This window comes from Paenibacillus sp. FSL F4-0087 (assembly GCF_038020215.1).
Classification (GTDB): Bacteria; Bacillota; Bacilli; order Paenibacillales; family Paenibacillaceae; genus Paenibacillus; species Paenibacillus taichungensis.
Map to the genome: position 1 here is coordinate 2,262,831 of NZ_JBBODJ010000001.1, position 25,488 is coordinate 2,288,318.

25 protein-coding genes and 1 pseudogene are annotated in these 25,488 nt (G+C 48.4%); 8 read left to right on the forward strand and 18 right to left on the reverse strand.

From position 1 onward, the window contains the following. Positions 1–44: 44 nt before the first annotated feature. Positions 45–677: an NAD(P)-dependent oxidoreductase gene (locus MHB84_RS10520; RefSeq protein ID WP_076290604.1), complete on the reverse strand. Its 633-nt coding sequence runs from the start codon at positions 675–677 to the stop codon at positions 45–47. A gap of 266 nt (positions 678–943) precedes the next feature. Then, positions 944–1,357, reverse strand: coding sequence for a GNAT family N-acetyltransferase (locus MHB84_RS10525; protein WP_076290605.1), 414 nt, complete (start codon positions 1,355–1,357; stop codon positions 944–946). A 216-nt stretch (positions 1,358–1,573) separates the two neighbouring features. Here MHB84_RS10525 and MHB84_RS10530 point away from each other — a divergent pair, with 216 nt between their 5' ends. Continuing rightward, positions 1,574–2,494, forward strand: coding sequence for a hypothetical protein (locus MHB84_RS10530; protein WP_076290606.1), 921 nt, complete (start codon positions 1,574–1,576; stop codon positions 2,492–2,494). Between the two features lie 144 nt (positions 2,495–2,638). Here MHB84_RS10530 and MHB84_RS10535 read toward each other — a convergent pair whose 3' ends face one another. The 6 genes from MHB84_RS10535 to MHB84_RS10560 all read right to left on the reverse strand — a co-directional run bounded on the left by MHB84_RS10535 (position 2,639) and on the right by MHB84_RS10560 (position 9,679). After that, positions 2,639–2,878, reverse strand: a complete 240-nt coding sequence (locus MHB84_RS10535) for a YezD family protein (protein WP_062322628.1) — start codon at positions 2,876–2,878, stop codon at positions 2,639–2,641. A 226-nt stretch (positions 2,879–3,104) separates the two neighbouring features. Further along, on the reverse strand, positions 3,105–3,980 hold the full coding sequence (gene cysW, locus MHB84_RS10540) for a sulfate ABC transporter permease subunit CysW (RefSeq protein ID WP_063566190.1): 876 nt from the start codon (positions 3,978–3,980) through the stop codon (positions 3,105–3,107). 40 nt (positions 3,981–4,020) lie between these two features. After that, positions 4,021–4,857, reverse strand: a complete 837-nt coding sequence (gene cysT, locus MHB84_RS10545) for a sulfate ABC transporter permease subunit CysT (RefSeq protein ID WP_063566191.1) — start codon at positions 4,855–4,857, stop codon at positions 4,021–4,023. An 82-nt stretch (positions 4,858–4,939) separates the two neighbouring features. Beyond that, a complete protein-coding gene (locus MHB84_RS10550) occupies positions 4,940–6,019 on the reverse strand; it encodes a sulfate ABC transporter substrate-binding protein (RefSeq protein WP_076290607.1) in 1,080 nt (359 codons plus the stop codon). Positions 6,020–6,500: 481 nt separating this feature from the next. Then, the gene (locus MHB84_RS10555) at positions 6,501–8,375 is read right to left on the reverse strand and encodes a rhamnogalacturonan lyase family protein (protein ID WP_083679018.1); all 1,875 of its coding nucleotides are present in this window, start codon (positions 8,373–8,375) and stop codon (positions 6,501–6,503) included. Positions 8,376–8,623: 248 nt separating this feature from the next. Continuing rightward, positions 8,624–9,679 carry a lactonase family protein gene (locus MHB84_RS10560; RefSeq protein ID WP_076290608.1) on the reverse strand — a complete coding sequence of 352 codons (1,056 nt, stop codon included), beginning with the start codon at positions 9,677–9,679 and terminating at the stop codon, positions 8,624–8,626. A 325-nt stretch (positions 9,680–10,004) separates the two neighbouring features. On the opposite strand from MHB84_RS10560, the gene MHB84_RS10565 reads away from it, so the two are divergent. Further along, positions 10,005–10,688 (forward strand): S-layer homology domain-containing protein, encoded by a 684-nt coding sequence (locus tag MHB84_RS10565; RefSeq protein WP_076290609.1) that lies wholly within the window; start codon positions 10,005–10,007, stop codon positions 10,686–10,688. A 115-nt stretch (positions 10,689–10,803) separates the two neighbouring features. Here MHB84_RS10565 and MHB84_RS10570 read toward each other — a convergent pair whose 3' ends face one another. Together MHB84_RS10570 and MHB84_RS10575 are read right to left on the reverse strand one after the other, a co-directional pair. Then, positions 10,804–11,430: a nitroreductase family protein gene (locus tag MHB84_RS10570; protein WP_076290610.1), complete on the reverse strand. Its 627-nt coding sequence runs from the start codon at positions 11,428–11,430 to the stop codon at positions 10,804–10,806. Positions 11,431–11,678: 248 nt separating this feature from the next. After that, positions 11,679–12,143, reverse strand: coding sequence for an Rrf2 family transcriptional regulator (locus MHB84_RS10575; RefSeq protein ID WP_076290611.1), 465 nt, complete (start codon positions 12,141–12,143; stop codon positions 11,679–11,681). Between the two features lie 436 nt (positions 12,144–12,579). On the opposite strand from MHB84_RS10575, the gene MHB84_RS10580 reads away from it, so the two are divergent. From MHB84_RS10580 to MHB84_RS10590, 3 genes and pseudogenes are all read left to right on the forward strand, one after another. Continuing rightward, entirely contained in the window at positions 12,580–13,305 is a 726-nt protein-coding gene (locus MHB84_RS10580) for an MBL fold metallo-hydrolase (RefSeq protein WP_179087197.1), read from the forward strand. Continuing rightward, positions 13,302–13,430, forward strand: a pseudogene (locus MHB84_RS10585) (TetR family transcriptional regulator); the annotation flags it as partial. The gene MHB84_RS10580 and the pseudogene MHB84_RS10585, both read left to right, overlap by 4 nt. Before the next feature lie 51 nt (positions 13,431–13,481). Next, positions 13,482–13,871 carry a TetR-like C-terminal domain-containing protein gene (locus MHB84_RS10590; protein ID WP_246318088.1) on the forward strand — a complete coding sequence of 130 codons (390 nt, stop codon included), beginning with the start codon at positions 13,482–13,484 and terminating at the stop codon, positions 13,869–13,871. 97 nt (positions 13,872–13,968) lie between these two features. On the opposite strand, the gene MHB84_RS10595 is transcribed toward MHB84_RS10590, so the two are convergent. After that, positions 13,969–15,099, reverse strand: coding sequence for a hypothetical protein (locus tag MHB84_RS10595; protein WP_076290614.1), 1,131 nt, complete (start codon positions 15,097–15,099; stop codon positions 13,969–13,971). Beyond that, complete coding sequence (locus MHB84_RS10600) at positions 15,096–15,251, reverse strand: hypothetical protein (RefSeq protein WP_341143035.1); 156 nt, start codon at positions 15,249–15,251, stop codon at positions 15,096–15,098. The genes MHB84_RS10595 and MHB84_RS10600 overlap by 4 nt, the downstream gene beginning before the upstream one ends. 309 nt (positions 15,252–15,560) lie before the next feature. Here MHB84_RS10600 and MHB84_RS10605 point away from each other — a divergent pair, with 309 nt between their 5' ends. Beyond that, positions 15,561–16,046 carry a CcdC family protein gene (locus tag MHB84_RS10605; protein ID WP_175382111.1) on the forward strand — a complete coding sequence of 162 codons (486 nt, stop codon included), beginning with the start codon at positions 15,561–15,563 and terminating at the stop codon, positions 16,044–16,046. Between the two features lie 102 nt (positions 16,047–16,148). Here MHB84_RS10605 and MHB84_RS10610 read toward each other — a convergent pair whose 3' ends face one another. The 4 genes from MHB84_RS10610 to MHB84_RS10625 form a co-directional block, all read right to left on the reverse strand. Beyond that, positions 16,149–17,162, reverse strand: coding sequence for an NADP-dependent oxidoreductase (locus MHB84_RS10610; RefSeq protein ID WP_076290616.1), 1,014 nt, complete (start codon positions 17,160–17,162; stop codon positions 16,149–16,151). 174 nt (positions 17,163–17,336) lie between these two features. Continuing rightward, the gene (map, locus tag MHB84_RS10615) at positions 17,337–18,083 is read right to left on the reverse strand and encodes a type I methionyl aminopeptidase (protein ID WP_076290617.1); all 747 of its coding nucleotides are present in this window, start codon (positions 18,081–18,083) and stop codon (positions 17,337–17,339) included. Between the two features lie 502 nt (positions 18,084–18,585). Continuing rightward, a complete protein-coding gene (locus MHB84_RS10620) occupies positions 18,586–19,428 on the reverse strand; it encodes a serine/threonine protein kinase (RefSeq protein WP_076290618.1) in 843 nt (280 codons plus the stop codon). A 113-nt stretch (positions 19,429–19,541) separates the two neighbouring features. After that, positions 19,542–20,195 (reverse strand): hypothetical protein, encoded by a 654-nt coding sequence (locus tag MHB84_RS10625; protein WP_083679019.1) that lies wholly within the window; start codon positions 20,193–20,195, stop codon positions 19,542–19,544. Between the two features lie 260 nt (positions 20,196–20,455). Between MHB84_RS10625 and MHB84_RS10630 the strand changes: the two genes are divergently transcribed. Together MHB84_RS10630 and MHB84_RS10635 are read left to right on the forward strand one after the other, a co-directional pair. Next, positions 20,456–20,605 carry a hypothetical protein gene (locus tag MHB84_RS10630; RefSeq protein ID WP_341143036.1) on the forward strand — a complete coding sequence of 50 codons (150 nt, stop codon included), beginning with the start codon at positions 20,456–20,458 and terminating at the stop codon, positions 20,603–20,605. Positions 20,606–20,695: 90 nt separating this feature from the next. Beyond that, positions 20,696–21,649 carry an L-lactate dehydrogenase gene (locus MHB84_RS10635; protein WP_064642616.1) on the forward strand — a complete coding sequence of 318 codons (954 nt, stop codon included), beginning with the start codon at positions 20,696–20,698 and terminating at the stop codon, positions 21,647–21,649. 124 nt (positions 21,650–21,773) lie between these two features. Here MHB84_RS10635 and MHB84_RS10640 read toward each other — a convergent pair whose 3' ends face one another. Next, positions 21,774–24,482, reverse strand: a complete 2,709-nt coding sequence (locus MHB84_RS10640; protein WP_076290619.1) for a PAS domain-containing hybrid sensor histidine kinase/response regulator — start codon at positions 24,480–24,482, stop codon at positions 21,774–21,776. Positions 24,483–24,752: 270 nt separating this feature from the next. Then, positions 24,753–25,487: an ABC transporter permease gene (locus tag MHB84_RS10645; RefSeq protein ID WP_076290620.1), complete on the reverse strand. Its 735-nt coding sequence runs from the start codon at positions 25,485–25,487 to the stop codon at positions 24,753–24,755. Between the last annotated feature and the right edge of the window lies 1 nt (position 25,488).

Here is a 25,488-nt window from a genome sequence, read left to right on the forward strand (position 1 = left end):
CTCTTCGGAAATTCACAGAAATATTGCTAGCTTACCTACAACCCTTAATAACCTACTGTAAAGCGGGATTGAATAAATTGCGGATCGTCCAGCTCATCCACCAATGCCGCTGCAAAATCACCAACGGAAATCGAACTCTCTCCAAGATCATCTGTAATCACACGATTCATACCAACCCGGAATAGGCCTGTCCGTCTTCCTGTTGTGATCGTAGCCGCAGGACTCATGTAAGTCCAGTTAATATCCGATGCCTCGATCAGGTTATACGCATCGACATGAGCCTTCGCCAGTGGTTTAACTTCTTCAGGGAATCCTGGTGTGTCCATCAGCATTTCTCCAGAATCCGTAAGCAAGCTTCCTGCTCCGCCAACAACAACCAAACGTCCTGCTTTTGCACGGCGAACACCCTCAATTAATGAACGTGTAACTTCCAGCATCTCTTCCTCCGCACCAAACTTCGGTCCATAGGCACTCACAACAGCTTCCTGTCCTGCTGTAAAATCGGCAACCTGGTCTGGGTTAAGCAAATCCCCCTGTACCACACGCAAACGCTCATGCTCCATCTCCACCTTCGAAGGATCACGAACAATCGCCGTTACCTCATGTCCACGGTCCATTAACTCCCACAGTATCGTCTTTCCAATCGCTCCGGTTGCTCCAAAAATGGCAACTTTCATATCAAATCCCTCTTTTCAGTAGATATCATCTTGTCAACTTACCGTTATTTTAATACTTAATCCCATTGTTATATACCTTAAACGGCTCACGCCATCTTAAACCGTCTTCACCTACTTGTAAACCATTGTGAAAAAATCTCTTCCAGCTCTTACTCCATACTAAAAAAAGCCGCATATGCGGCTCAGCATCAATTACTTCATATTAGTTTGAGGTTATACATACTTCCCTCATTTCACTTTACAACGAACTGCGCTTTATTCCTGCCCTATTCCCCTTGCCTCCACCACATACCTTCCGATTTCGGACTGGTGTAAGTGAAGCCAAATTGAGCGTACAGACGATCGGCAGGGACATCAGCCAACAGGCTAACCAAACCACGAGCAGGCACATGTGCACGCAAATAATTCATGATCTCGCTCATGATCAATTTGCCATATCCTCTTCCCTGCTGGTCCGGGCGCACGGCGATATCCACCACCTGAAAGAAGCAACCTCCGTCCCCGATGACCCGGCCCATGCCTACGATTTCATTTTCTTCACGCAGACATACGACAAAAAGACTATTGGGCAGCCCAATCTCCGCCCCCTCCTTGCTCATCGCACTAAGACCTGCGTTTTTCCGTAACGCTAGGTATTCTGCTGCTGAGGGCGGTGTATGTTCAATGTGGATCTGGTCCATAGATCATGCTCCTTTCCTATTAAACCAATGATTATGTGCAGAATTTAAAATTCATGGAAATTACATCTTCTTTGCTTGGGTGCTCAGGTCCTTCTTATAACAGTAAATTCCTACTGTTCCTGCTTGAATTCACGCAATTCCTGTGTAATAGTGAGAGAAAGCTTATGTGAACCGTGTTTCATGCTACACTACAGTTTTTGCAAAGGAGGAACCATTGTGCTTCAACGCTGGATGCTTGCTCTATTCTCATATCCGGGCTTCGTGGCGGTACTACTCGGAATGATCGCTGTGCTGCTTGGACTCTACATATGGTCAGCAACTGAGGTCAGACGAAGCCGTGACAGACGAATGCACGCGATACGAGATACATTATACATAAGTACAACCCTATTGGGACAACTCACAGCCAAAGAACATCGGAATATTGCCCTTACGGAACATGAACATCATGAATTATTAACGGCCATGCTATCCTGCAAAGCCGCAGTGCATCTGTCTCCACAGCTTCAGGATCAGATCCGCAGCTGTATCATCGATGTTGATCCCGCTCGTCTCGCATTGATGCACAGGGCTCTGGAACGAGAGAGTGCAGCATTGTCTGATGAATTGAATCGATACGCACATCCTGACCATTGGGGAAAATCAATCTGGAATGTCATTCGTCCAGCTGCTGAACCTGCCGCTGTCGCGGCTGTACTGTACCTGATCGCTGATTTTGTGTTTCGTCAACAAGGTCTGTTGTATCCTTTCTGGCATTCCTGGTTCAATGCTTTGCCATGGATACGCTTCGTTTCTTTGATCATCACGGTGTTCTATGGTTATCTGCTCTGGTCCAGTCCAAGACAGGGTTCATCGGGCACAGTAACCAGAGCACTTGTTACGCTAATTGCCATGTGCTCCCTACTTCATCTGATTGGACTGGCTGCTGCTCCCTACGCATTAGGATTGCAACTCATTCTGTTCATCTCTGGCTTCAGCCTGACAGGAACGCCTTCTCGCAGTGATCGCCCCTATGCGGGACACACCGATTCGGATAAGGAATTGAATAGCAGTGCAGAAGCACATGAGGATGAGAACTTGGATATGGAGCTAAACCTCTATAAACCACGCACATCTGGAGCCATTTCCGAAAAATAAACCTTCTTTTAACTTGGTTTGCCTGCATCATCAGACTCAGTTCATTCAACACCAAAAAGAGAAGCCCGCAAAATCGGCGGCTTCTCTTTTTGGTTTCTACTATTTTTTGCATTATGCCTAATTCAATCCTGGATTACATGATGCCTATCCCTTCGCGCTTGCATTCGATGAGCGCAATGAACGGGGTGAGCTGCTTCGTGCAGTGCTGCCGGATTTGGAGGCGCTGCCGGAGGGCGTATTTTCAAAACGCTTGCGTTCGGTGCGCTCCATCTGCACAATCTGGCCTTCGTGTACAACGATGTGTAATGAGCCAAACTCCATGTCATTCAGTTGTCCGGCAATTCGATCCATCCATACCTCATCCACTTTTAACGGCTTAGCCATAGAGCCGCCTCCTCTTCTCGGGCTACTGCCCGCTATATTCCTCAAGTGCGCTGTCATCCAACCCGACTTATAATTCATTCTTATCCAACCTATATACTTGGTTTATACATTAGCAGGGCTTCCAGTAGCTGTCAATCCGAATTTTCATGAAGTTTAAACAAAATTCATTTTCATTCGGAACCCTCTTCAAAACCAAGATGATCGGCATGGATACAGAAGTGTTACATCACTTTTCGGGAATCGTTTTATGACCCAACCAGCTCTTGAGCAGCAACGTTGCCAGAGCCAAAATCAGCAACAAGGAGGCGACGGCAAACGAAGCGGAGAATTGATATTCGTTATACAGGATCTCGACATGCAGCGGCAAGGTGTTAGTCTCCCCGCGAATATGTCCCGATACAACAGACACGGCCCCAAACTCGCCCATCGCCCGCGCATTACACAGAATAATGCCATACAGCAGTCCCCACTTGATGTTGGGAAGTGTCACATTCCAGAAAATCCGCCACCCCGAGGCCCCAAGCGTAACCGCCGCTTCTTCTTCCCTCGTGCCCTGATCTTCCATTAGCGGAATCAGTTCTCTGGCAACGAAGGGAAACGTAATGAACAAAGTTGCGATGACAATGCCGGGCAGGGCAAAAATAATTTTGATATCATGCTCGGCCAGCCAAGGTCCAAACCATCCATTCGACCCAAAGACGAGGACAAAGATCAACCCGCCTACCACAGGCGAGATCGAAAAAGGAAGATCGATCAGGGTGATCATGAGTCCTTTGCCCCTGAATTGGAACTTAGTAATGACCCACGCAGCCGCCACACCAAATATCGTATTGAGCGGTACGGTGATTCCGGCAACCAGCAGCGTAAGTTTCAATGCCGACATCGCGTCCGGCTCGGTAAGCGCGGCGATATAGACACCCCAGCCTTGTTTTAACGCCTCCATCAGCACGATCACCAGCGGCAAGATGAGCAGCCAGAGCAGCACCAGACTTGCCAACCCGATCAACAACCATTTAACCCACGGTGCTTCCGTCGTTGCTCGGTTTGGCCCCGGCCCGGTTCTTACACGGGAAGCAGGCGTTAATGGAACGGAACCCGCCATATTCTGTACCTCCTTTTGGTTTAGGTTGGTTCACTGCTCACTAAGCTCTGCCTGCCTTACGGCTCCAGCGTTGAAGTGAATTAATGATCAAGAGCAGGACAAAAGAGACCAGCAGCAGCAGCAAGGCTACCGCCGTAGCTCCCGCATAATCGAACTGCTCCAGCTTCGCCATGATCAGCAGGGGCGCAATCTCCGTTTTCATCGGCATATTGCCTGAGATAAACACCACTGAACCATATTCGCCAATACCTCGGGCAAAGGCTAACGCAAAACCGGTCAGCAGCGGCGGGATCAGATCCGGAAGCAGGATCTTTCGGAATATCCGCCATCTTCCCGCTCCGAGCGTAGCCGCAGCTTCCTCCACCTCGGTCTCCAATTCCTGCAATACCGGCTGCACCGTACGCACCACAAACGGAATCCCAATAAACATCAGCGCGAGCGTAATGCCCGCCTGTGAATAGGCCAGCTTGATGCCCAGAGGTTCCACAAACTGCCCAATCCAGCCATTCCCGGCATACAGCGCCGTTAAGGCAACCCCCGCCACTGCTGTCGGCAAGGCAAAAGGCAGATCAATGACGGCATCAAACAGCCGTTTTCCAGGGAACTCATACCGGACAAGTACCCAAGCCAGGAGCAGCCCAAGGACCAGATCGATCAGGGCGGCTGCACCTGCAGTCAGAAAACTCACCTGGAAAGAAGCCAGTACCCGGGGATTGGTCGCCACCTCAATCAGTGTGGACCAGGTCAGCCCCGTCGAGTTAAACAAGAGCGCTGCGAGTGGAATAAGTACAACCAGGCTCAGGTAAAGCACACTGTAACCCATCGTTAATCCGAATCCCGGTAGTGTGCGACTCCGGGCCACCATCACCTTGCTCATGCACGTTCATCCTCTCTGCCTTCAGTCGGTCGGACTGGTTGGCCGCTTACATGGTCATGCAACATCATCGACGTCAGATGCATTAGCTGCCCGGAACATAAATCTGGTCAAAGATACCGCCGTCATTAAAGTGCTTGGCCTGGGTATCGCGCCATGTACCAAATACATCGTTCAATGTGAACAGCTCAAGCTGCGGGAACTGATCCTTGAACTTTTCCTTTACGCTGTCCAGGGTTGGACGGTAATAGTTCTCGGCAGCAATGGTTTGCCCCTCTTCGCTGTACAAATATTTCAGATAGGCATCAGCCACTTCGCGGCTGCCTTTTTTGTCTGCATTTTTATCTACAATCGCTACAGGTGGTTCAGCCAAAATACTGACCGAAGGCACAACAATATCGAATTTGTCCGGTCCCAACTCTTTAACTGACAAGAAAGCCTCATTCTCCCATGCAAGCAGTACATCACCAATACCGCGCTCAACAAACGTAGTCGTCGCCCCACGTGCTCCAGAGTCAAGGACAGGCGCATGTTTGAACAGCTCTGCAACAAACGCTTTGGCTTTCTCCTCATCATTGTTGTTATGTTTGAGCGCATATCCCCACGCCGCCAGATAGTTCCAACGTGCCCCGCCGGACGTTTTTGGATTCGGGGTAATGACTTGGGTATCTCCCTTGATGAGATCATCCCAGTCCTTAATGCCTTTCGGATTGCCTTTGCGTACCAAAAATACGATCGTTGAAGTATACGGGGAGCTGTTGTGCTCGTATTTGTCCTGCCAACCCGCATTGATCAGACCTTTATCTTCAATAGCATCGATATCGTATCCCAATGCCAGAGTAACCACATCCGCGTCCAGCCCATCGATAACAGAACGACTTTGTTTACCTGACCCACCATGAGACTGCTTAACCGTTACTTCCTGACCTTTCTCTTTCAGCCAATACGCCGCAAACGCCTTGTTATATTGCTCATAGAGTTCACGTGTCGGATCATAGGATACATTCAGCAGCTCGATCGCTTTTGCCCCTTCTTTGCCACCTTCCGTTCCCCCCGATGTTCCTGCCGTATTCGTGCCACCGCTATCCGATCCGCATGCCGCCAATACCCCTGTTAACACCAATGCCAGACCAACCAGAATACCCTTATGAATTCTCTTTTTCATAGATAACACTCCCCCCGAATGGATCTGCAAGATTACCCCAGGCAGGCTGAACAGCATGGAACGCACCGAAAAAAAACAAAAAACGGAGGAACCCCCGCGCACTTCTCCCTCATAAAGTCATGCCGACCCAAAGGGCGTGTATGCTTCATCCAGAAATGATGCGCTGCGGTGTTCCTCCGTCTATACGGTGAGAACGTTATTCTGTTCACGTTTACGATCTCTCATGTGACTGTAAATGACTGCTCCCGCAAATAGAGCAAGGTCATTTTTATTATTCCTACCTGTTTAGTGAGTTATATACGTATCATAAGGGCAGTACATATGACTGTCAAACGTTTTTTTCCGATTTCTACCGAATATCTGTGTAAATGGCAGAAAAAGAAGAACAACGAATCAAAGTCCGTTGTTCCCTTATCAGCAGTAAGTTTTATTCGCTGTAACATCATTCCTGGGGTTGGCATGAGTTCATGCCCTTTCGCTCTTATTTGCCTGCGTACCGGATATTCGGTACGGGAGGTGTGCTCATGCCATCTCCCAAATAAAAGCCCGTGTGTGGCGGTTGGTTATAGGCTACATTTTGCCAAGCTACGCCAAGACGGTATACCGGATCATGCATCAGGGTGTAGATCCGTTTGTCCGTAATGGCTGTTGTTGTGTAGATGCGCAGTGCAGAGCTATCATTGGTCCGCCATACCACTTCTTCTCTCCAGTCGCCAAACAGGTCAGCCTGCAGATTCGGTGTGGATTTCGTTCCATTATTGGAAGAAACACCGGATGCGGTCAACAGATTAACCGTTTTGCTATTGGCGTAGTCCCATTTATCAATCCTGTTGCTGTCCAGCAACTCGCGGAGCAGGTCACCGTCCCACCAGATGCCAAAATTCGTGGAGGAAGGCAGGGTTGTCCCAATTTTCTGCCCTTTGGCTGTATACAAACCACCATCTGCCCACACTTCGGCACCCTTATAACGTGGATCGATATCGGCTGCCATGCCGCGTCCAATATCTTTTGTCGTAGGTATACCCCAGATCAACTGACCTGTACGCGCATCACGGAATTCCACTCCGGCATTGGACGCTGTTTCATGCACCTGGAATACTTCAAGTCCCGCACGATCGGGGTCCAGATCACTTAGATGCATCGCATCCCCATGATGAAGCCCTGTCGTGTAAAGTCCTTTGCCGTTATCATCCACCGCCATCGCTCCGTAAACGATTTCGTCTTTGCCATCGCCATCTACGTCTGCAACGCTCAGATTATGGTTGCCCTGTCCTGCATAACCTGAATTACCTGACGTGTTGGAGTCAAACGTCCACTGCTTGGCTAGTTGTCCATCCCGCCAGTTGTACGCCACCAGAACGGTTCGGGTGTAGTATCCACGCGCCATGACCAGACTTGGCCACTCACCATCCAAATACGCAATCGCGGCAAGGAACCGATCGACCCGGTTGCCATAGTTGTCTCCCCAATCGGACACATTACCGCGCGCCGGTTCGTAGTTCACCGTGGAAAGTGCTTTGCCGGTCTGTCCACTGAAGATCGTAAGGAACTCCGGTCCGGACAGAACGTATCCGCTGGAGTTACGATAATCCTTGCTGGCATCCCCGATGACTACGCCCGTACCATCCTTGGTACCATCAGCCGTCTTCATCGCCACTTCCGCCTTGCCGTCTCCGTCCAGATCGTACACCATGAACTGGGTGTAATGGGCACCCGCACGGATATTTTTACCCAGACTGATACGCCATAAGCGCGTTCCATTCAATTTGTAGGCATCGATAAATACTTCACCCGTGTAGCCGCTTTGGGAATTATCCTTGGAGTTGGACGGGTCCCACTTTACAATCAGTTCATACTCGCCGTCCCCGTCCACATCGCCTGCACTCGCATCATTGGCACTGTACGTGTAGGCTACACCATCCGGTGTTGTGCCTCCTGCGGGTACACTGAGAGGTACAGACAAATAATTATTTCCCCATACGCTCGCTGCCGTCGAAGCAGCCTGTTCGGTTCCACTGACTACGGCTCGAACCGTATATTTGGAACTGCTTGTCCCGCTTGTATCCTGGAGGTTGGTGCTGTTCGTTATGGGCGATGCGTTTACCTTGGTTCCATCCCGATAGACATTAAACGATACATTCGACCCTTCCGTACCCAGAAGCCGCCAGCTAACGAACACACCTGTGCCTGTCTTCACTGCAACTACACCTCGGTCCAGAAACTCCATCTGACGGGCACCCGCAGCATGAGTGACTGACGTGTCTCCAAGACCCAGCGAAGTAACCAGTAGCGCAGAACTCAGCAGTGACACACCTGCGGTCCGCAATGTACGCTTCCATAACGATCGTTTTCCCATAAAGCCATTGCCTCCCCAATCGAATTGGTAAGCCCGATGCCCTTGGTAGCGCCATCTCGCATCCATGTAAGCGCTTTAATATATTCATTTTAAATTAAACATATAATTCCATCTATAGGTCTAATTTAGTAATTTCATGTATGAAAAAAAGGAAAAAAGTCGAAAGATGAATCTTTCGACTTGGATGCTTCTTTCTCACAAGCTCGATCGGAATTTGAACGTAACAAAGAATGTTGTGTCATCCCACCTTATACTACCGGAGCAATACACACTGGGCGGGGTATCTCCAGCTTGAATCCGTTGTGTGTTAGACGTCCATCTTCACCATTGATCTGGAAAGCAACCAGGTTGTTGCTGTCCTGATTGGCCACCAGCAGAATACCACCGGGAAGCAGGTTGAAGTTACGCGGAGTCTGACCGATAGTGGAAGTCCACTCTATAGCCTCCAGCTCACCGGATTCCTGGTCAATGTGATACAGCACAATGCTGTCGTCCCCACGATTGGAAGCATACAGGAAGCGACCACATGGGGAGACACGGATATCCGCTCCCGTACCTTCATCAGAATGTCCTTCAGGCAGTGTGGTGATATGCTGCAACGTAGTGAACTCACCTCTGCGTTGATCATACATGAATGCCGTAACGGTGTTACTCAATTCATTAATCACATAGGCCCATTTCGAGCTTGGGTGGAAGACGAGATGTCTCGGTCCGGAGCCTGGAGGCTGATTCATCTCACGATGCGTTACCAGGCGACCTTCTTCCTGACGATACACAATAATCTGATCCAGACCCAGATCACAGACAACGGCATACTGACCTGAAGGGTCTGGTTGGATCGAGTGGGCGTGCGGCCCTTCCTGACGGTCATCATTTTGCCCTCTTCCGGTATGCTCAATCAACGCACTCATCTCTTCAAGCGTGCCTTGATCTCCTACCGGAAATACGTTCACACTGCCGCTGCTGTAGTTTGAAGTCAGCACCCACTCGCCATCCTCCGTGACAGATACATAACAAGGCGATGCGCCCTTCGTCAATTTGCGATCCATCAAGTGCAGCTCACCCGTTGCGGCATCCCTGCGATAGACCAGCACCTCTCCCTCATCCGTCTCACTTACCACGTACAGACCATTCCCATCCGGAGATAAAGCAAGATAAGACGGATTATCCACCCCATCCATATGATTTACAATCCGCAACTCGCCTGTTTCCTTGTTCAACGCACATAGAAAAATCCCCGGTTGATCTGCTGATGCATAAGTACCTGTATAGAAAAAAACTTCATTCGTTGCTGTTGGTTCCATCGTTTCATTCTCTCCTTATTGATTCAAATGATTGATCTCACACTCTAATTACATGCAATTATAAGAAGTTGTAACCCGAATAGTTGATTCCACTGTTATGTACTTACCCAATTCACAGACTTTTGCTTCAGTGGTTATCTACCCTCAAGATAATACAAAGTGTAAGGCCTTACAATAGTCCATTCCCTTTGTACATATTCCAACGGAATATGTCGTGGAGAAACAATGGAAAATTACAGCAACCTTTTGAGGAATAGGGTCGTCTATAGGGACAAATAACTTTTATACAAAGGGATACTCCCTGGAAAAGTGAGGCGAATCTGATATGAAAAAAAATATATTGGCTACATTAACAGCCGGAGCTTTACTTACCTTATCTCTGAGCGCTGGTCCGATTCATGCCGCTCAAGCGGAATTCACTGATATTCAAGATATTGCAGGGGCAGATAAGATTGAATCCCTACATCAGGATGGTTTAATCAAAGGCGTAAGTGATAGCTTGTTCAAACCGGAACAGGAGCTAAACACGGCTCAGGGTATACAGCTCATTGCAGATGGTCTGAATCTGAATTTGGACACGATTCGTTTTATCAAGCAGCCGCTGCCAAGTGACTACTTTTCCAACGTAAAAGATGGCGTATGGTACAGTGATGCTTTTGTCCGTGCCCAGTTCAATGGTATTAAGATGACCAACGATATCGACCCTTCCAAGGCATTGACCCGTGAACAGTTTACCCTTTTCTTGATGCAGGGCATTGAAGCCAAAGGTGGCTTGCCAATGATTAACATCAAACCTGTAGATATCACGGACGATAAAGAGCTGACTCCAGAATTTCAAGGTGCTGTTCAACGCTCCCTTGTCTTGAAGATTAACACGCTCGATGGAGAGGGCAACTTCAATCCGAAGGAAACGATTACCCGCGCCGAAGCTGCGGTTATGATGTATAACGCAATTGAGTATCTGGAAGATTTCAATGCACCGAAAATCCCGGAAACACCAGAGAAATAATGACCTTCTTCATCATTTAAATACCAAATAGCCGCATGTTCCCTTTAGAGGGGACATGCGGCTATTTATGTTATATCTATTGATACCTATAGCAATAACTGATCCAAAATCAGTCTTAGAAAGAACCTTTAACAACAACCTCAGACAGTGGGAAACGACCTGACGGACGAGCTGGAACTGCAGCTTTACCTACAGTGATCAACAACGTTGGCAAATAACGCGCAGGGATGTTGAACGTTTCGATCAATTGTTGCGGGTTGTAACCACCCATTGGGCAAGTATCATATCCCAGGGAACGTGCAGCAAGCATAATGTTCTGTGAAGCAAACGATGCATTGCGGATCGCTTCATCGCGGGCGATTTGCGGATTTTTGTAAGCACCATTGATCTGTCCAACCAATGCGTCACGAACTTCAGCCGGGATTGCACCCGCTTCAACAGCCTGATCATAAATCACGGCGTTGCGGTTCGCTTCCAGATCCCCGAGTACAGCGATCGTAACGGAGCTGTCTGTGATTTGACTTTGGCCGTAAGCGATTGGCAGCAACTTGGCTTTGTCTGCTTCGGATTCGATCACGAGGAATTTCCAGTGTTGCAGGTTCCATGAAGACGGAGCTTCGGAAGCGGCAGTCAGAATAGCGTTCAGATCCGCTTCAGGCATAACAAAACCACTTTCGTACTTTTTGACAGCGTGACGTTCGTTAATCACGCGAAGTGTTTCATTGTTTTCAATGCTGGACATGCGTTCCACTCCCCAAGTTCTTTTTTATTTTTTTACGTTCGCAAGGCCAAACTCTACCGAGTACTCACCTTCCGAAAATAACATCAGCGCAGACGATCGCTTCCATCTGTGTTCACGTTATGCCCGGAATCGCCTGAAACATCAACGGATCTTACAACCGGAGCAAACGTCCTTGTATAGCCTGTCCACCATGCCTGACAGCAGCAGTCCAAGGCCAGGTCATGAAGAGCTGTTAACGATCAGTTCTGTCACGACCTATCCTTCATGGACAAGGGTTCCATAGACAAAGAACATTCTTCCCCATTACCGATACGATGCTTCACATCCTCAATGGATATACGGTCAAAATAAGCACTCAGTGCCTCTTCGCCTCCATCGTAGATGCTTCCCATCACACCCTGCATATTGGAAGAAACAACGCATGTTGAACCGGATTCTCCCGAACACCAGCTGGGACCAAGTGATCCACCCGCTACCAGTCTGTACAGTTCTCCAAGCTTGATTTCATCACTCGGACGGCTGAGCAGATATCCACCGTGAGCACCTTCCTTGGTTGTTAGGTATCCATGCTTCCGCAGCACACTAAGCACCTTGCGTACTCTGGCTGGATGCGTACCCACACTTTGAGACAAGTCTTCACTATTGGCCATACACTCATCCTTCATGGACAGAAAGACCAGACAGTGCACAGCAATGGTAAATTCACTGTTCATTACTTACTCCCTTCCCGGCATATCGTTCACCGATGAAAATTCAATCCAAGGTAAGTATAACTGTTATTATAGGAATAACAGTTATGTTTGTCAACACTCTCAACTTAGGGGTTAGAAAACCCGATATCCCCTGTCATACCAGTATATACAGGCCCTTCATTGGCTAAGTAAAAAGCTTGATATCCATCCGCGTTTTAAGCGAACAGAACAAAAAAAGTGAGCCTATCGCTTCGCGAAAGGCTCCAATAAGATAGACATATGAAAGGGCTTACGAGATTATTATAATCGGTTATTCCTATTTTGAAAACGCTTTTTTTGTAAAGTGTTTTGGGATTTTAAAATATCCTATTTTTTAAGCAAATCTACATAGGGTATTGCATAAACTAATGATATTAGTTATATTACTAACAACATTAGTTTTAAGGAGGATTTAATGATGCGAATTACACGTGAGCATGATGTTGTCCAAGTTTCATTCCTTCCGCGCCTCTTCCCTGTGAACGTATATCTTGTTGAAGAAAAAGATGGGTTTACCCTTATTGATGCTGGAATGCCTTTCAGTCTGAAGGGGATTCTGTCTACTGCACAATCCCTGGGTAAACCGATTACCAGAATCATTCTGACTCACGCCCATGGCGACCATGTTGGTGCACTGGATAGTCTTAAGGATGCGCTGCCTAAAGCCGAGGTCTGCATCTCCAGAAGAGATGCCCCGCTGCTGGCCGGAGACGCCTCCCTGCTTCCCGGCGAGCCGCAGACTCCGGTACGCGGCAGTGTACCCAAAGCGATCCGTACCCGGCCGGATCGCTTGCTCGATGACGGCGACCGGATCGGATCCCTGGTCGCCATTGCTACCCCAGGCCATACGCCGGGCCATATGGCCTTCATGGATACGCGCAGCCGCGTGCTCATCGCTGGCGACGCGTATCAGCTGCACGGTGGCCTCGCCGTATCCGGCCGCCTGCGCCCGCTCTTTCCGTTCCCCGCGCTGGCGACGTGGAACCGTGAACTTGCTCTTGCCAGCGCCAAGCGCCTGGCTGAGCTGGAACCGTCCGTGCTCGCTGTAGGGCACGGACGAATGCTGCGTCAGCCCGCCGCGGCTATGCGCGCAGCTACGGCAGACGCAGAGCAGCGGCTGCGCCCTGCCGGGGGGCATCTGTGAGCCCCCGCCAAGGGCTGGATCGCGGCGCTCTGTTAAGTGCCGCCGCCCAGCTTGCCGACAGCGACGGATTCCATTCGCTAACACTGGCCGCTCTGGCCCAGCGGCTGGACGTGCGCTCCCCGTCGCTTTATAACCACATCAACGGTCTTCCCGGGCTTCGCCAGGAAATGGCGTTGATGTCCGCACAGCAGCTCAGGCTTGCATTAACTGAGGCTTCTGTCGGCCGTTCGGGTGACGAAGCCATTCAGGAGGTCGCTGCCGCATATATCGGCTTCGTCCGCAAGCATCCAGGGCTATACGAAGCCTTTTTCCATGCCCCGGACCGTCAGGAACCGCAGCTCGTTGTGGAGAGTACAGCTGCCCTAGATCTGCTGCTCCGCCTGTTGCAGCCCTATACGCTAAGTGAAGCGGAAACGCTCCATGCCGTTCGCGGTTTACGCAGTCTTTGCCACGGCTTCGCCTCCATGGGTGAAAAAGGTGGCTTCGGTATGAACTTTGACCCGGATGAGAGCCTGCAACTGTCCGTGGCCGCTTTCCTGAATGGGCTGCGACATCTTCATTCATAAAACCTGATATATCTTGATGCCAAATGGAAGAGGGCTGCAGATGATCTGCAGCCCTCCTTATGTATCCTACCGTCCCGCTACCAAAGGAACGGTTTTTCTATTGCCAGGGTGCTTGCCCTGTCTGGACTTCCTGCAAAATCTTCTTCATCACGGGTACATATACTTTCCAGTAAAACCGATCCGGAACGCCCTTTTGATCCGGTGTGAGCCTCGTTTTTACCACATCCCACCCTTTAATACGGCGCCAGAACGAATAATGCTCCAGCTCTCCGAAGGATCCTGCCATATAATATGTCCGATTATATCCCTCATGCCGGATAAGAGCAGCGAATTCCACCGGAATACCTGCGTCCATCAGTTTCTGCTGACCATTCTCCGTTAGATCCGTCTTATACCAGGCTAGTACAGTAGCCTGTTGCTCAGGCACAATGATGTCAAACCATTCGCTGTAATGGATATCCCGGGTAATTCCACTCCATTTCCCACCTTCCTGTGTAAAGGAGAGCTTTATGTCACCGGTCTTTACATCACGGCCTTGCTTCAGTACAATCACACGTCCATCCTCATGAATCAGTACAATACCTGCTCCATGATAGGGCCACTCCTTTTTCTCCCTAAGCTCATAGTTCATTCGTACCTTCTGTGGCACTTCATCCAAGCTCTGCAGATCCGATACCGATCTCCCCTGCCATCCGCTGCTTTTCATGCCCAGAATCGGATACAATTGCTCTCTTGTCATGTTCGAAACAGCATTCGACAAGGCGCTAAACTCAGCGACAATCGTTACGCCTTTGGTTGCAGCTTCACGAATTTTGTGCGCATCATATATCGTAAGACCTTCATAAGCTTTGCCTTGTATACGTTCATTCGTATCTGTAGATGAAATATGATGATTCGCCGTCAGATAGATCAGGTCCGTGTCGGTCACCTCATCCGGCAATTTCCGTTCAATCCGGGAGATTCCGTTCTGTATATCATATCCGTAGTAGTCCTCTTCATACGTATAATGTTCCCCTGTCTGTTGGACAATCTTCTGCTGATTCAGAATCCAGACTAGTCCCTTATGCCCTACATAGGACAAGTCCGGTTTACTTTTGTCAACAATCATGATGTTAAGCGGTGTCGGTGCCTGTGATTGCCACAAAATCCAGGGGATAACCAGGACCACTGATACCACGGTCAGACAAGCCAATGTCCATCCCGTGAGCGGCCTGTGATTTCTATTCATGAAGCGTATTCCTCCTTGCTCTGTTCCAAGGTATTACTATGATCGGCATAATACTCCTTTCCCTTATTACTGTCGTTCCTTCTGTAGCCCATCCACCCATAGATCGGATCGGGAATGTATATAATACGTCCATGCCCTTTCATCTGTTTCATATGTTTGTGCAGTCGCATGACAAGCTCTATATGACCCACGTGGTTATCTGTCTTGTAACCGTCGATTTTTATGACCCTACATGTTCGTTCATTTCCTGAATTCCCCTTACTCGAATAAACCGCCTCACACTGGGTACAATAATACAAATTTTTCAAATGAACCCTCTATATACAAACCGGGTAAATGATACACTAAGCATTCTATCGGCTTTCTTCGTTTGTGATATAATAGAAACAGAAAATTCCGGTAATTCGCATCATATTCCGGATGTCCGGATAACATATTATTCCAGAAAGAGGGAGTTTTACGTGGCTCAAATCAGTCCGTCTTACCTTCAGATCGGTGCAACTCTGGGTATGCTCGTCATGGCCCTACTTGCCATTTTTATTCGAATGAAAGCCAGCCACCGTCCGGTAACCATTCGCAAAATACTTATTCCTCCGTTGGGAATGAGTACGGGTTTTCTCATGTTTGTTGTACCTGAGACACATGTTCCGCTTCTATGGGCACTTATCGCGCTGTTGGTGGGCTGGTTTATATTCTCGTATCCCCTCATTCGCAGTACTCGCTTTGAACGAGTTAATGAAGAAATTTTTGCCACCCGTTCACGAAGCTTCGCGTTCATTCTGCTTGGATTGCTTGCAATACGTCTAATCCTGCATGAAGTCATTCAGCGTTATGTGAGCATTCCTCAAACGGGTGGATTGTTCTTCCTTCTGGCCTTCGGTATGATCGTACGCTGGCGGGTATATATGTACAAGCACTATAAGGAAGTTGTTGCTGCCGAATCTTAGCTTCATCGCAACATCCTAACAACTAAAAAGACACGTTCTTTGCACTTCACTGTGCGGAACGTGTCTTTTCCTGTTCTGGCATATATTCAAGGAATTTTATATCTATTCGGGGTCCGCAACCTTTACAAGTTGTTTGCCCAGGTTATCTCCAGAGAAGAGGCCCATAAATGCTTCAGGCGTCTGGTCAAAACCTTCCACAATGTTTTCTTCAAACTGAATGTGGCCTTCCTTGATCCATTTTGCTAGTTTGGCTCGGCCTTCCTTAAAGGACTTGGCATAGTCACCCACCAGAAAGCCTTTCATTAACGCTGTATTCGTTAACAGTAACGTCTGCGGGCGCATGCCGATGTCAGGTTTCTCCAGATTATATGACGAAATCTGTCCACAGAGTGGAATACGTGCATTCCGATTAATATGGCGCAGTACTGCATCGGAGATTTCACCGCCAACATTGTCGAAATAAACGTCTACCCCAGCCGGGCAAGCCCGTTCAATGGCAGCAGACATATCCTCTTCGTGCTTATAGTTTAACACCACATCGAATCCTAGTTTTTCTTTCAGATAAGCACATTTTTCGTCAGAACCTGCAATCCCGATTACACGCGCACCTACAATCTTGGCGATCTGGCCCGCAATCATACCTACCGCTCCGGCTGCTCCCGATACAACCACCGTTTCGCCGTCCTTTGGCTTACCGATGTCTTCCATGCCAAAATAAGCGGTCAAACCGGTCATGCCAAGCGCGCCCAGGTAAGCCGTAATTGGAGCCTCTTCTGTATCAATCAGTGAAATATCCCCTGTATTTACGGATGCATACTGCTGCCAGCCCCACATGCCGGATACCAAATCCCCTTTGCGCAGATTGGGTTCCGAAGACTCCACCACCTGCCCAATCGTTCCGCCCTTGATCACTTCATTCAACGCATAGGGGGGAGCATAGGATTTTGTATCTTTCATGCGGCCCCGCATGTATGGATCTACAGACAAATATAGCGTACGTACCAGGACTTGTCCTGCATCCGGTTCAGGAAGCGGTGCATCAATGAATTTAAAGTCTTCTCTGGATGGGGCACCTTCGGGACGAGACGCAAGTACGATCTGTTTATTTTCAGACACCAAAATGACCTCCTTCTTGCCAGTGGACAGGGGTTAACCCTCTGTCAGCTGATATCATTCACCACCGGCTCTATGTGTATCGCCTCTAAATAGTTTAAACCGAAACAGGCGGATCACAAACGTGGGCCGCCTTGAAATATGCAAATATCATCACATTGGAGACATTTGGAGCCATTATTGAGCAGTCAGAATGACAGGACCATCTGCTGTAATGGCAATCGTATGCTCATATTGGGCTGACAGACTCCCATCCTGAGTACGCGCTGTCCAACCATCCGAGTCCAGCTTGCTACGGTACGTACCAATGTTCAGCATCGGCTCAATCGTAATAACCATACCTTCCTTGAGACGTGGACCACGATGTGGTGGGCCGTAATGAGGCACCTGTGGTTCCTCATGCATTTCCTCTCCAATTCCGTGACCGATAAATTCACGGACAACCGATAGACCTTCACCTTCCGCATACGTCTGAATCGCATTGGAGATATCACCGATCCGGTTGCCGATCACAGCCAGTTCAATCCCTTTGTAGAGAGATGTTTTGGTAACGTCCAATAGATGTTGTGCTTCCGGAGTCACCTGGCCCACCGCATACGACCACGCGGAATCGGCCAGCCAGCCGTTCAGATTCACGACCATATCAATCGTAACGATGTCTCCATCCTGCAGTACATATTTCCCCGGAAATCCATGACAGATCACATCATTAACCGAAGCACATGTCGCATATTGGTACCCGTTGTATCCCTTTTGTTCCGGCGTGGCGCCATTTTTCTTCATAAAAGCTTCTGCAAACTGATCAATTTCCTGTGTCGTGATCCCTGGACGGATCATTCCAGCGATTTCTCTATGGCATGCGGCAAGAATTTCTCCGGCCTTCTTCATAAGTTCGATTTGTTCTTTGGTCTTCAACGTAATCATTACAACTACTCCTGTCCGTTAAAATCTCATCCTGTCTTCTATTGTAACGCGAAATGCTCAAAATAAAAAATTCCGTGTAATCCTCGAGCATCCTATTATACGCCTAGCCCCTGTCCAATGAATATAATCCCTTAAAAAAACCGAAACCCACTCCAACAGAGCCCCGTATATGCTTAAAACGGTTGAAGACGAAAGGATGAACTTTCATGTTCAAAAAGATTATCGGCAAACTCCTCGATTCTAAATCTTCATCTCATCATAGGCGTAACAGCTCATCGGATAGACACTCATATAAACGTCACAGCAGTTCCTCAGGCAAGCGTGCCTATCAACGCTATTCATCTTCGGATGCGAAGCGTCGGGATAGCCGCCACGGCTCCGGTTATTATAAAAGTAGGAAATACAGCTCCAGCTAGACTGGCGCTAAGTCATCGTATATGTATTAAAAGGGTTGTTCTGCCAGCCGTTTTCACGGTTAGCAAAACAACCCTTATTTATTTCTTCAGCACAATTTCATCAGCACACGGTCAATATCCGCCTGTAATTCCAGTGCCCCACCTTCATAGCCTGGACGAAGTCCAAGTAGTCGTTCCAGCATATTGCGAACTTCCGGCGTGAGCTTGAGTTCTTCCTGCCAACTGGCCGGTTTGCGGCCCTTCTCTGGCTCGTAAGCGGAATACAGCATGAACAAAAGAAAATGACCGAGATCCTGCAAATCCTGGTCAGGTGCAGCCAGTTCATCTTCAGGCTCAGGTAATTCACGCATCCGACGTTTCAGCTCAGGCAACAACGGCTCCCCCATGCGCCTTGCCAGGCCAAAATCAATCAGGTGCACCTGCCCGTCACGTAAAATGACATTTGGAATACGGACATCCCCATGAATATATCCCTGCTCATGAACATGCATAATGGGAGCCAGCAGTTGTTTTACCAGCTCCAGACAATCCTGTTCCGTATATTTGCAGCCTTGCTCGAATATGCACTGTTCCAGTGTCTCCCCAAGGATATACTCGGTGACAATGTAACTGCGCGCCCGGTATGTGAACACGTCCAGCAACTTAGGGATAGCCGGATGATCCATCCGATTCACCACATCTGCCTCCCTGTTCAGCAACTGTACAGCGAGTCTACCTTTGCTGGGTTTGGATTCTTTTAACGCCACATCCTTGCCGGTCTGTTCATCGGTACACAGGTATGTCAGTCCATAACTCCCCATGCCGAGCAAGTCATATATCGTATAACGTCCGGCGATCTTCGTACCTTTCCGCCGGGGACGATCAGTCCATAGGCCGAGCAGTCTTTGCCAGCTTCGTCGCAGCTCCACAGATCCTCCCACGCCAGCCATCTGATCTCCTGTTCCCCGTTTAAGCAGAGCAGATCAGCAGCCAGTCTTGTTGTTGTATGGGCTCATTATATCAAGCTATCTGTGTAAAATCACGACGAGCATGGGCCGAGTTCTCAGGCTTCTTTGTGCTTTTTGGGCAGCAGCCCAAACAACATTCGGAGCGATGTTCCTTTGGGTTTGCGTTTTCTTCCCTGAAAGCTGCGCAGATTGGTGACCAGTTCACGGTCCCGCTCTTCTTCCAGCTTCTCATTCATCCATAGGCGCTGCTTCTCCATCTGCTCCTGGAGAGCAAGATGGGTATCCGCCAGATGTTGCAGCGTTAACTCCAGTTCGTCCACCCGATGCTGCAGCAGTTGTACCTGATCGTCCTGCTGTCCAACAGCACCGTATGTCACTTCACTCACCAGTTGTCCCAGACCTTCATAAGATCTCAATGCTCCAGTTGGTTCAGGTTCCTCAGGAAATATTGCAGGCATCACTGTTGCCGCACATTCCGCCACTGAGGCCTCCTCCATTACCATCACAGGCACGTCTGGAGTCAGTACGGTCACCACAGCATCTGCAAGTGGCAGGTTATGTTCCCTAAGTTCTGTCATCAGTCGCTCGATGCACTCGATATCGTCCGACTTGAACAATCTGGATTTGTTGGCGGAACGCTCGAATCGATACCCTTGTTCCTCAAGCGCTGCCGCATATTTACGAAGAGTACTGGCACCAATGCCCAGGCTCTTGGCCGTTTCCGTCGTTGCTCCCACTTCTTCAATCATTATTATTCCCTCCCGGAATGAAGTCTTTTTGATACAAGGTAGTGGCTTCAGCGTTCCCTTCTGGAACTGTCATCGGATCGGGTCAACCTGTCTCATAGATCAAGTACGCATATTTCATTTGCTTGTCGGTATGTATTCGTCAGTCTCTTGGCAGATCCCTTTGACGCTTTTCTTCTGTTTCTGCGGATTCATAAGAACTTTTGTCAGTTGCCTCATTCGTAAAAATAACCCTTCATCCGACAATGAGCATGAATGCTGTCATGTCGAAATTCGTTGGTGCAAATGCCGTCAGTTTTTATGAGGATGAATTATTCATGTCAATTTTGTTAACTCCATTGCTCCAATACGCTCCCGCGACAGAGGAAATCATTGCTGCACAGCTTTTCCATGTGTTATCTTATGTAACGTAGAAGCAGTTATTCGCATAAAATAAAGGACTATACTTAACATATGTATCATTATGAACGGATAAATTAAATGTAAATGGGGGCTGAACGGCAGTGTTAGGAAAATCAGGTAAAGTAGCGGTGATCGGGGCGGGACTTGTCGGTTCAAGTTGTGCGTATTCCATGATTAATCAATCGATATGCAGAGAAATTATGATGGTTGACCGTACGTATGATCGCGCGGTTGCACAGGCGCTGGATTTTTCCCATTGCATGGATTTCACACATAACCGCACGAAGGTATATGCTGGCACTTATGCAGATTGCGGCAGCATGGACGTCATTGTCCTAACTGCCGGAGCGAATCCGAAGCCAGGGCAGACTCGTCTGGATATTCTGGAAGAAGCGGAGTCTATTGCTAAAGATATCGTTGTTCCCATCATGAATAGCGGATTCCGGGGGATTTTTGTCGTCGCGGCCAATCCGGTTGACATAGTAACTTATATGGTATGGAAGCTGTCCGGTCTTCCGCGTGAACGAGTCATCGGTACAGGTACGTCTATTGATTCCTCCCGGCTCAAAACGCTGTTGTCCGAAGTCTTCTCCATCGATCCACGCAGCGTGCACGGATATGCTCTAGGGGAACATGGGGAATCCCAGTTCGTGGCATGGTCCCATGTCACCATCGGAGGTAAACCGATTATGCACATTATGGAGCAGCATAAGGAACGCTTCAAACATCTGGACCTGGAAGATATCGCTCGCAAAACAAAAGATGCCGGTTGGGAAATTTTCACCCGAAAAGGTTCCACTCAATTCGGAATCGGTAACGCACTCGCACATATTACCCGTTCGATTCTCAACGATGAACACAAGATCATTGCTGTCTCCGCGATTCTCGATGGCGAGTATGGACAGAGCAACGTCTGTGCAGGTGTTCCAGCCATTATTGGCGGCGATGGGATCCAGGAGATTATCGAATTGAATCTGGATGCATCTGAACGTGAGAAATTCGAGCGTTCCTGTGAAGTTTTGTCAGGCAACATCAATCGTCTTACCCTGGTTTGATCTATCCATTCAAAGACGGTCCATAACAAAATAATTAAAAACACAAAAACGCCAATAACCTCCTGATTCAGAAGTGTCATTGGCATTTTTGTGTTTGTTTTTATCCACCTTGGGAGTACGGGTTTCAGCTTGGTGCAAGCTGAGGTTCATCTGCTGGCCCCCATTGCTGCAATACCCGCTTTAATTCACTTAGCATGATTGGTTTGCTGATGAAGTCACGCATCCCAATTTCCAAACAAGCTTCCTTGTCTTCACGTTTGGCATTTCCGGTTACCGCTATAATAGCTGGAATACGCTCCTGTGGAATTAATCGATGTACAAGGTCTGTCGCTTTGAGTCCATCCATAACAGGCATCTGAAGATCCATCAGGACAATATCATAGGCATTTTGCGAAATGGCTTCAATCGCTTCAACGCCATTGGTACATACATCTGCTTGGTAACCAAGCTTCTCCAGATATTCTGTCAAAATCTTTCGGTTTACCGGGTGGTCCTCGGCAACGAGAATACGCATCGCCACCTTGTCCCCCTGGCGTGTTCGATCATGGCTGAATTGACGTGCAGATTGCTCTGCAGTCGCATCCACACTTGTGGCAGGCACAGCGAAGCGGAAGGTTGATCCTTTTCCATCTTCACTCTCTACACTGATACTGCCACCCATAATCTCCACGAGCCGCTTCGAGATGACCAATCCAAGACCTGTCCCGCCATATTTGCGGTTAATGACAGGATGCAGTTGAGAGAAGGACTGGAACAACTGATCCAGCTTATCTTCTGGAATACCGATCCCCGTATCCTTCACAGCAAAGTCCAGCACACTCGCTTCCGGTCTGCTGCCGCGAATAATATCCACGGTAACATCAATGCTCCCCTGATCCGTAAACTTCAAGGCATTGCTCACCAGATTGACGAGAATTTGCCGAATACGCATCGCATCGCCCACCATAAACTCAGGAATGTCGGGATTGAGACGATATCGGATCTTCAACTGCTTCTCCTCCGCCTTAGACGAGAAAAGTTCTGCAACCTGTTCCAACATGATGCGCAGCGAGAACGGTTCATAGGCCAGAGCCATTTTCCCGGACTCCAATTTACTGAAATCAAGGATGTCATTCAGGATATTCAAGAGTGCATCGCCGCTCTCACGGATAATCTCGGCGTATTCTCGCTGTTCCTCTGATAAATCCGTTCCAATGAGTAATTCAGTCATGCCTACGATGCCATTCATTGGTGTGCGAATTTCATGACTGACCATGGACAGGAATTCCGACTTAGCCTGTGCCGCAAGTTCAGCAGTTTCCTTTGCGCGCACAATTTCGCGATCACCAGTCACATCATTGAACACGATAACGGCACCACGAATCTGACCTTCATCGATAATCGGTGTAACCTGATATTCCACCAGAAAGCTGGTTCCATCTTTGCGCCAGAACACATCCTCCTTCACTGTACGGCGCTGCCCATCCATCACCGTCATATGAATAGGGCATTCACTTTTTGGAAAATAGCTGCCGTCTGCACGTGAATGATGAATGATAGGATGCGAGTTTTTGCCGACAAACTCTTCCGCTTCGTAGCCGAACATGGAAGCAGCAGCCGGATTCATAAACCTGGTGATGCCATCTGCGTCCAGTCCATAGATGCCCTCTGTAACCGAGTTAAGAATCAGGGCATGCTGTTTGCTAAGCTCCTGGATCTGCTCTGTATAATCCTTACGCTCCGTAATATCAGACAAGATCCCATACACACCCACGAGTTCCTGGTCCACAATGATGGGAACATTAATGATAGACACATCAACCTTCCGGCCACTGGAATTCACGATCCGCGTTTCATAATGTTGGGGTTTCCCCTGCTTCACCAGTTCGAAATATGCTTGCCCGCCGTGCACTTCACATTTATCCAAATGCGAAAGAAAGGACTGCCCGATCAATTTGCTTCGAGGTACATCCAGCATTTTGACCAGATTGCGGTTCACTGCCGTATATTTGCCTTCGAGATTCAGCGAGTACACCGCTGCCGGATTATGTTCGAAGAGAGATTTGTAACGTTGACGACTCTCTCTAAGACGTCTTTCTGCATTTTTATGCTGGGTAATATCCCGGCTGACACTGACGATCTGAGTATTCTTGCCCTCTTCTCCGGCCACCGGCTTTGCCAGCGTTTCCATCCAGATGTAGTGCCCCTTCTTATGAAGCACTCGCATCTTGCAGCCATTCCCACTCGACGACATCTCTAGAAGTTCAGGGTAATCCTCAGGATAACAGTAATCCTTCAGGAACTTTCCCGTTACCTCTTCCGGACGATAGCCCAGCAATGAATAGACGGAAGGAGAAACATAAAGCAGCTTGCCGTCCATCGAACTTGTGGTGATTAGATCCTGGGCATGATCAGCCAACATCTGATATTTCTCTTGCGTTTCGTGCAATTTACGTTCGACTTCTACGATTTCGGTTACGTCTCTGGCAATACCGTATATCCCCACGATAACTTCTTGTTCCGTTATGGGTACATACGTAATCTCGGCCTGTTTCAGAGAACCGTCTCTATGATAAAACGTGATCGACTTACTGACTGAATGTCCAGCCAGTACTTCACGAATGTATTCTTTACGTGACTCCTCACTCTCGGGAGGGCAAATCCTATCTCGATTCAAGTTGCGAAGTTCTTCAAATGTATACCCTGAAATCCTCTCAATCGAGGGATTGGCATCAATATAATTTCCATGGATGTCCATCACATATATGGCATCTGGGTGATTAAAAAACAATGATTGGTAAGAACTTCCTTCAGAAATAATGCGCTTCAGGGTTTCCGTTTTATTAATATCCAAGGCTTACCCCTCTTTTCTCAGCCTATATCTTCATCTAACAACCAAAAAATATAATTTCCGGCGAAATGGGCCTACCCTCGAATAACCATGTAAGCCTTCCTAGAAACAGCTTTTTTTATTTTACCAGATTCCAGTTCGAATTTGCTTACAATCTCTTCACCAAAACCATGTATAAACGACAAAAAATCCCCTTTAAGCGACATAGCCCGTCAATAACTGAGGTCTATGTTTGCTTAAAAGGAATTTATTCACAACCAATTTGTGAGAAAATTAAATTTCTTTTTTTCTAAAGTATAACACTCCGATTAAAATGAAAAGAACTGCACTGCCCCCGACCACTGCCAGCATAGTCCCAAGCGGAACATTGTAAGCTCCGAAACCTCCACCTTCAAACGGTGTCATTAGAATCATCGGTTGCGCCCAAGGATAATACGGGCCAAATGTAGCCGAGTTCACGATCAGAATGTTCGGTACGGTCAACGCAAAATTCAATGCCAGCGGTGCGGCAAAGCTGCTCCATACCAAGGAAACGAACATTTGTAGTGCAGCGAGCGGCACACAAGCGAATAGCCCCAGCAGCAGCTTACCTGTAAGCAATCCCCATGGGATGGGATCCGTCATGCCCTGGATCATACCCGCCAACAGGATGGACCCGAGCAACAATAATTGCGTGCCTGCCAGAAGCAAAATCACGATGGTCAGTTTACCTGCATATACGCCCGTACGGGTGAGCGGCAGCACCAGCATTTGTTTCCATCCTCCACCCGCATGCTCGAACCGACAGACGAATGACGTAAATACGCCGGTCAGGATGGGCAGCAATAACAAACCGTGCAGAAAGACCATTGAGCCCATAAGCACATTCCATTGACCTGATGGTGTGGATAGCAGCCCGATAAGCAGTGCGATCAATGGACTAAGCAGAATCAGAAGCCAGACAGGTGATTTGCCCATTTTTAATCGCTCAGAGGATAGGATTCGAAAATAAGTAGTTGCACAACTCATC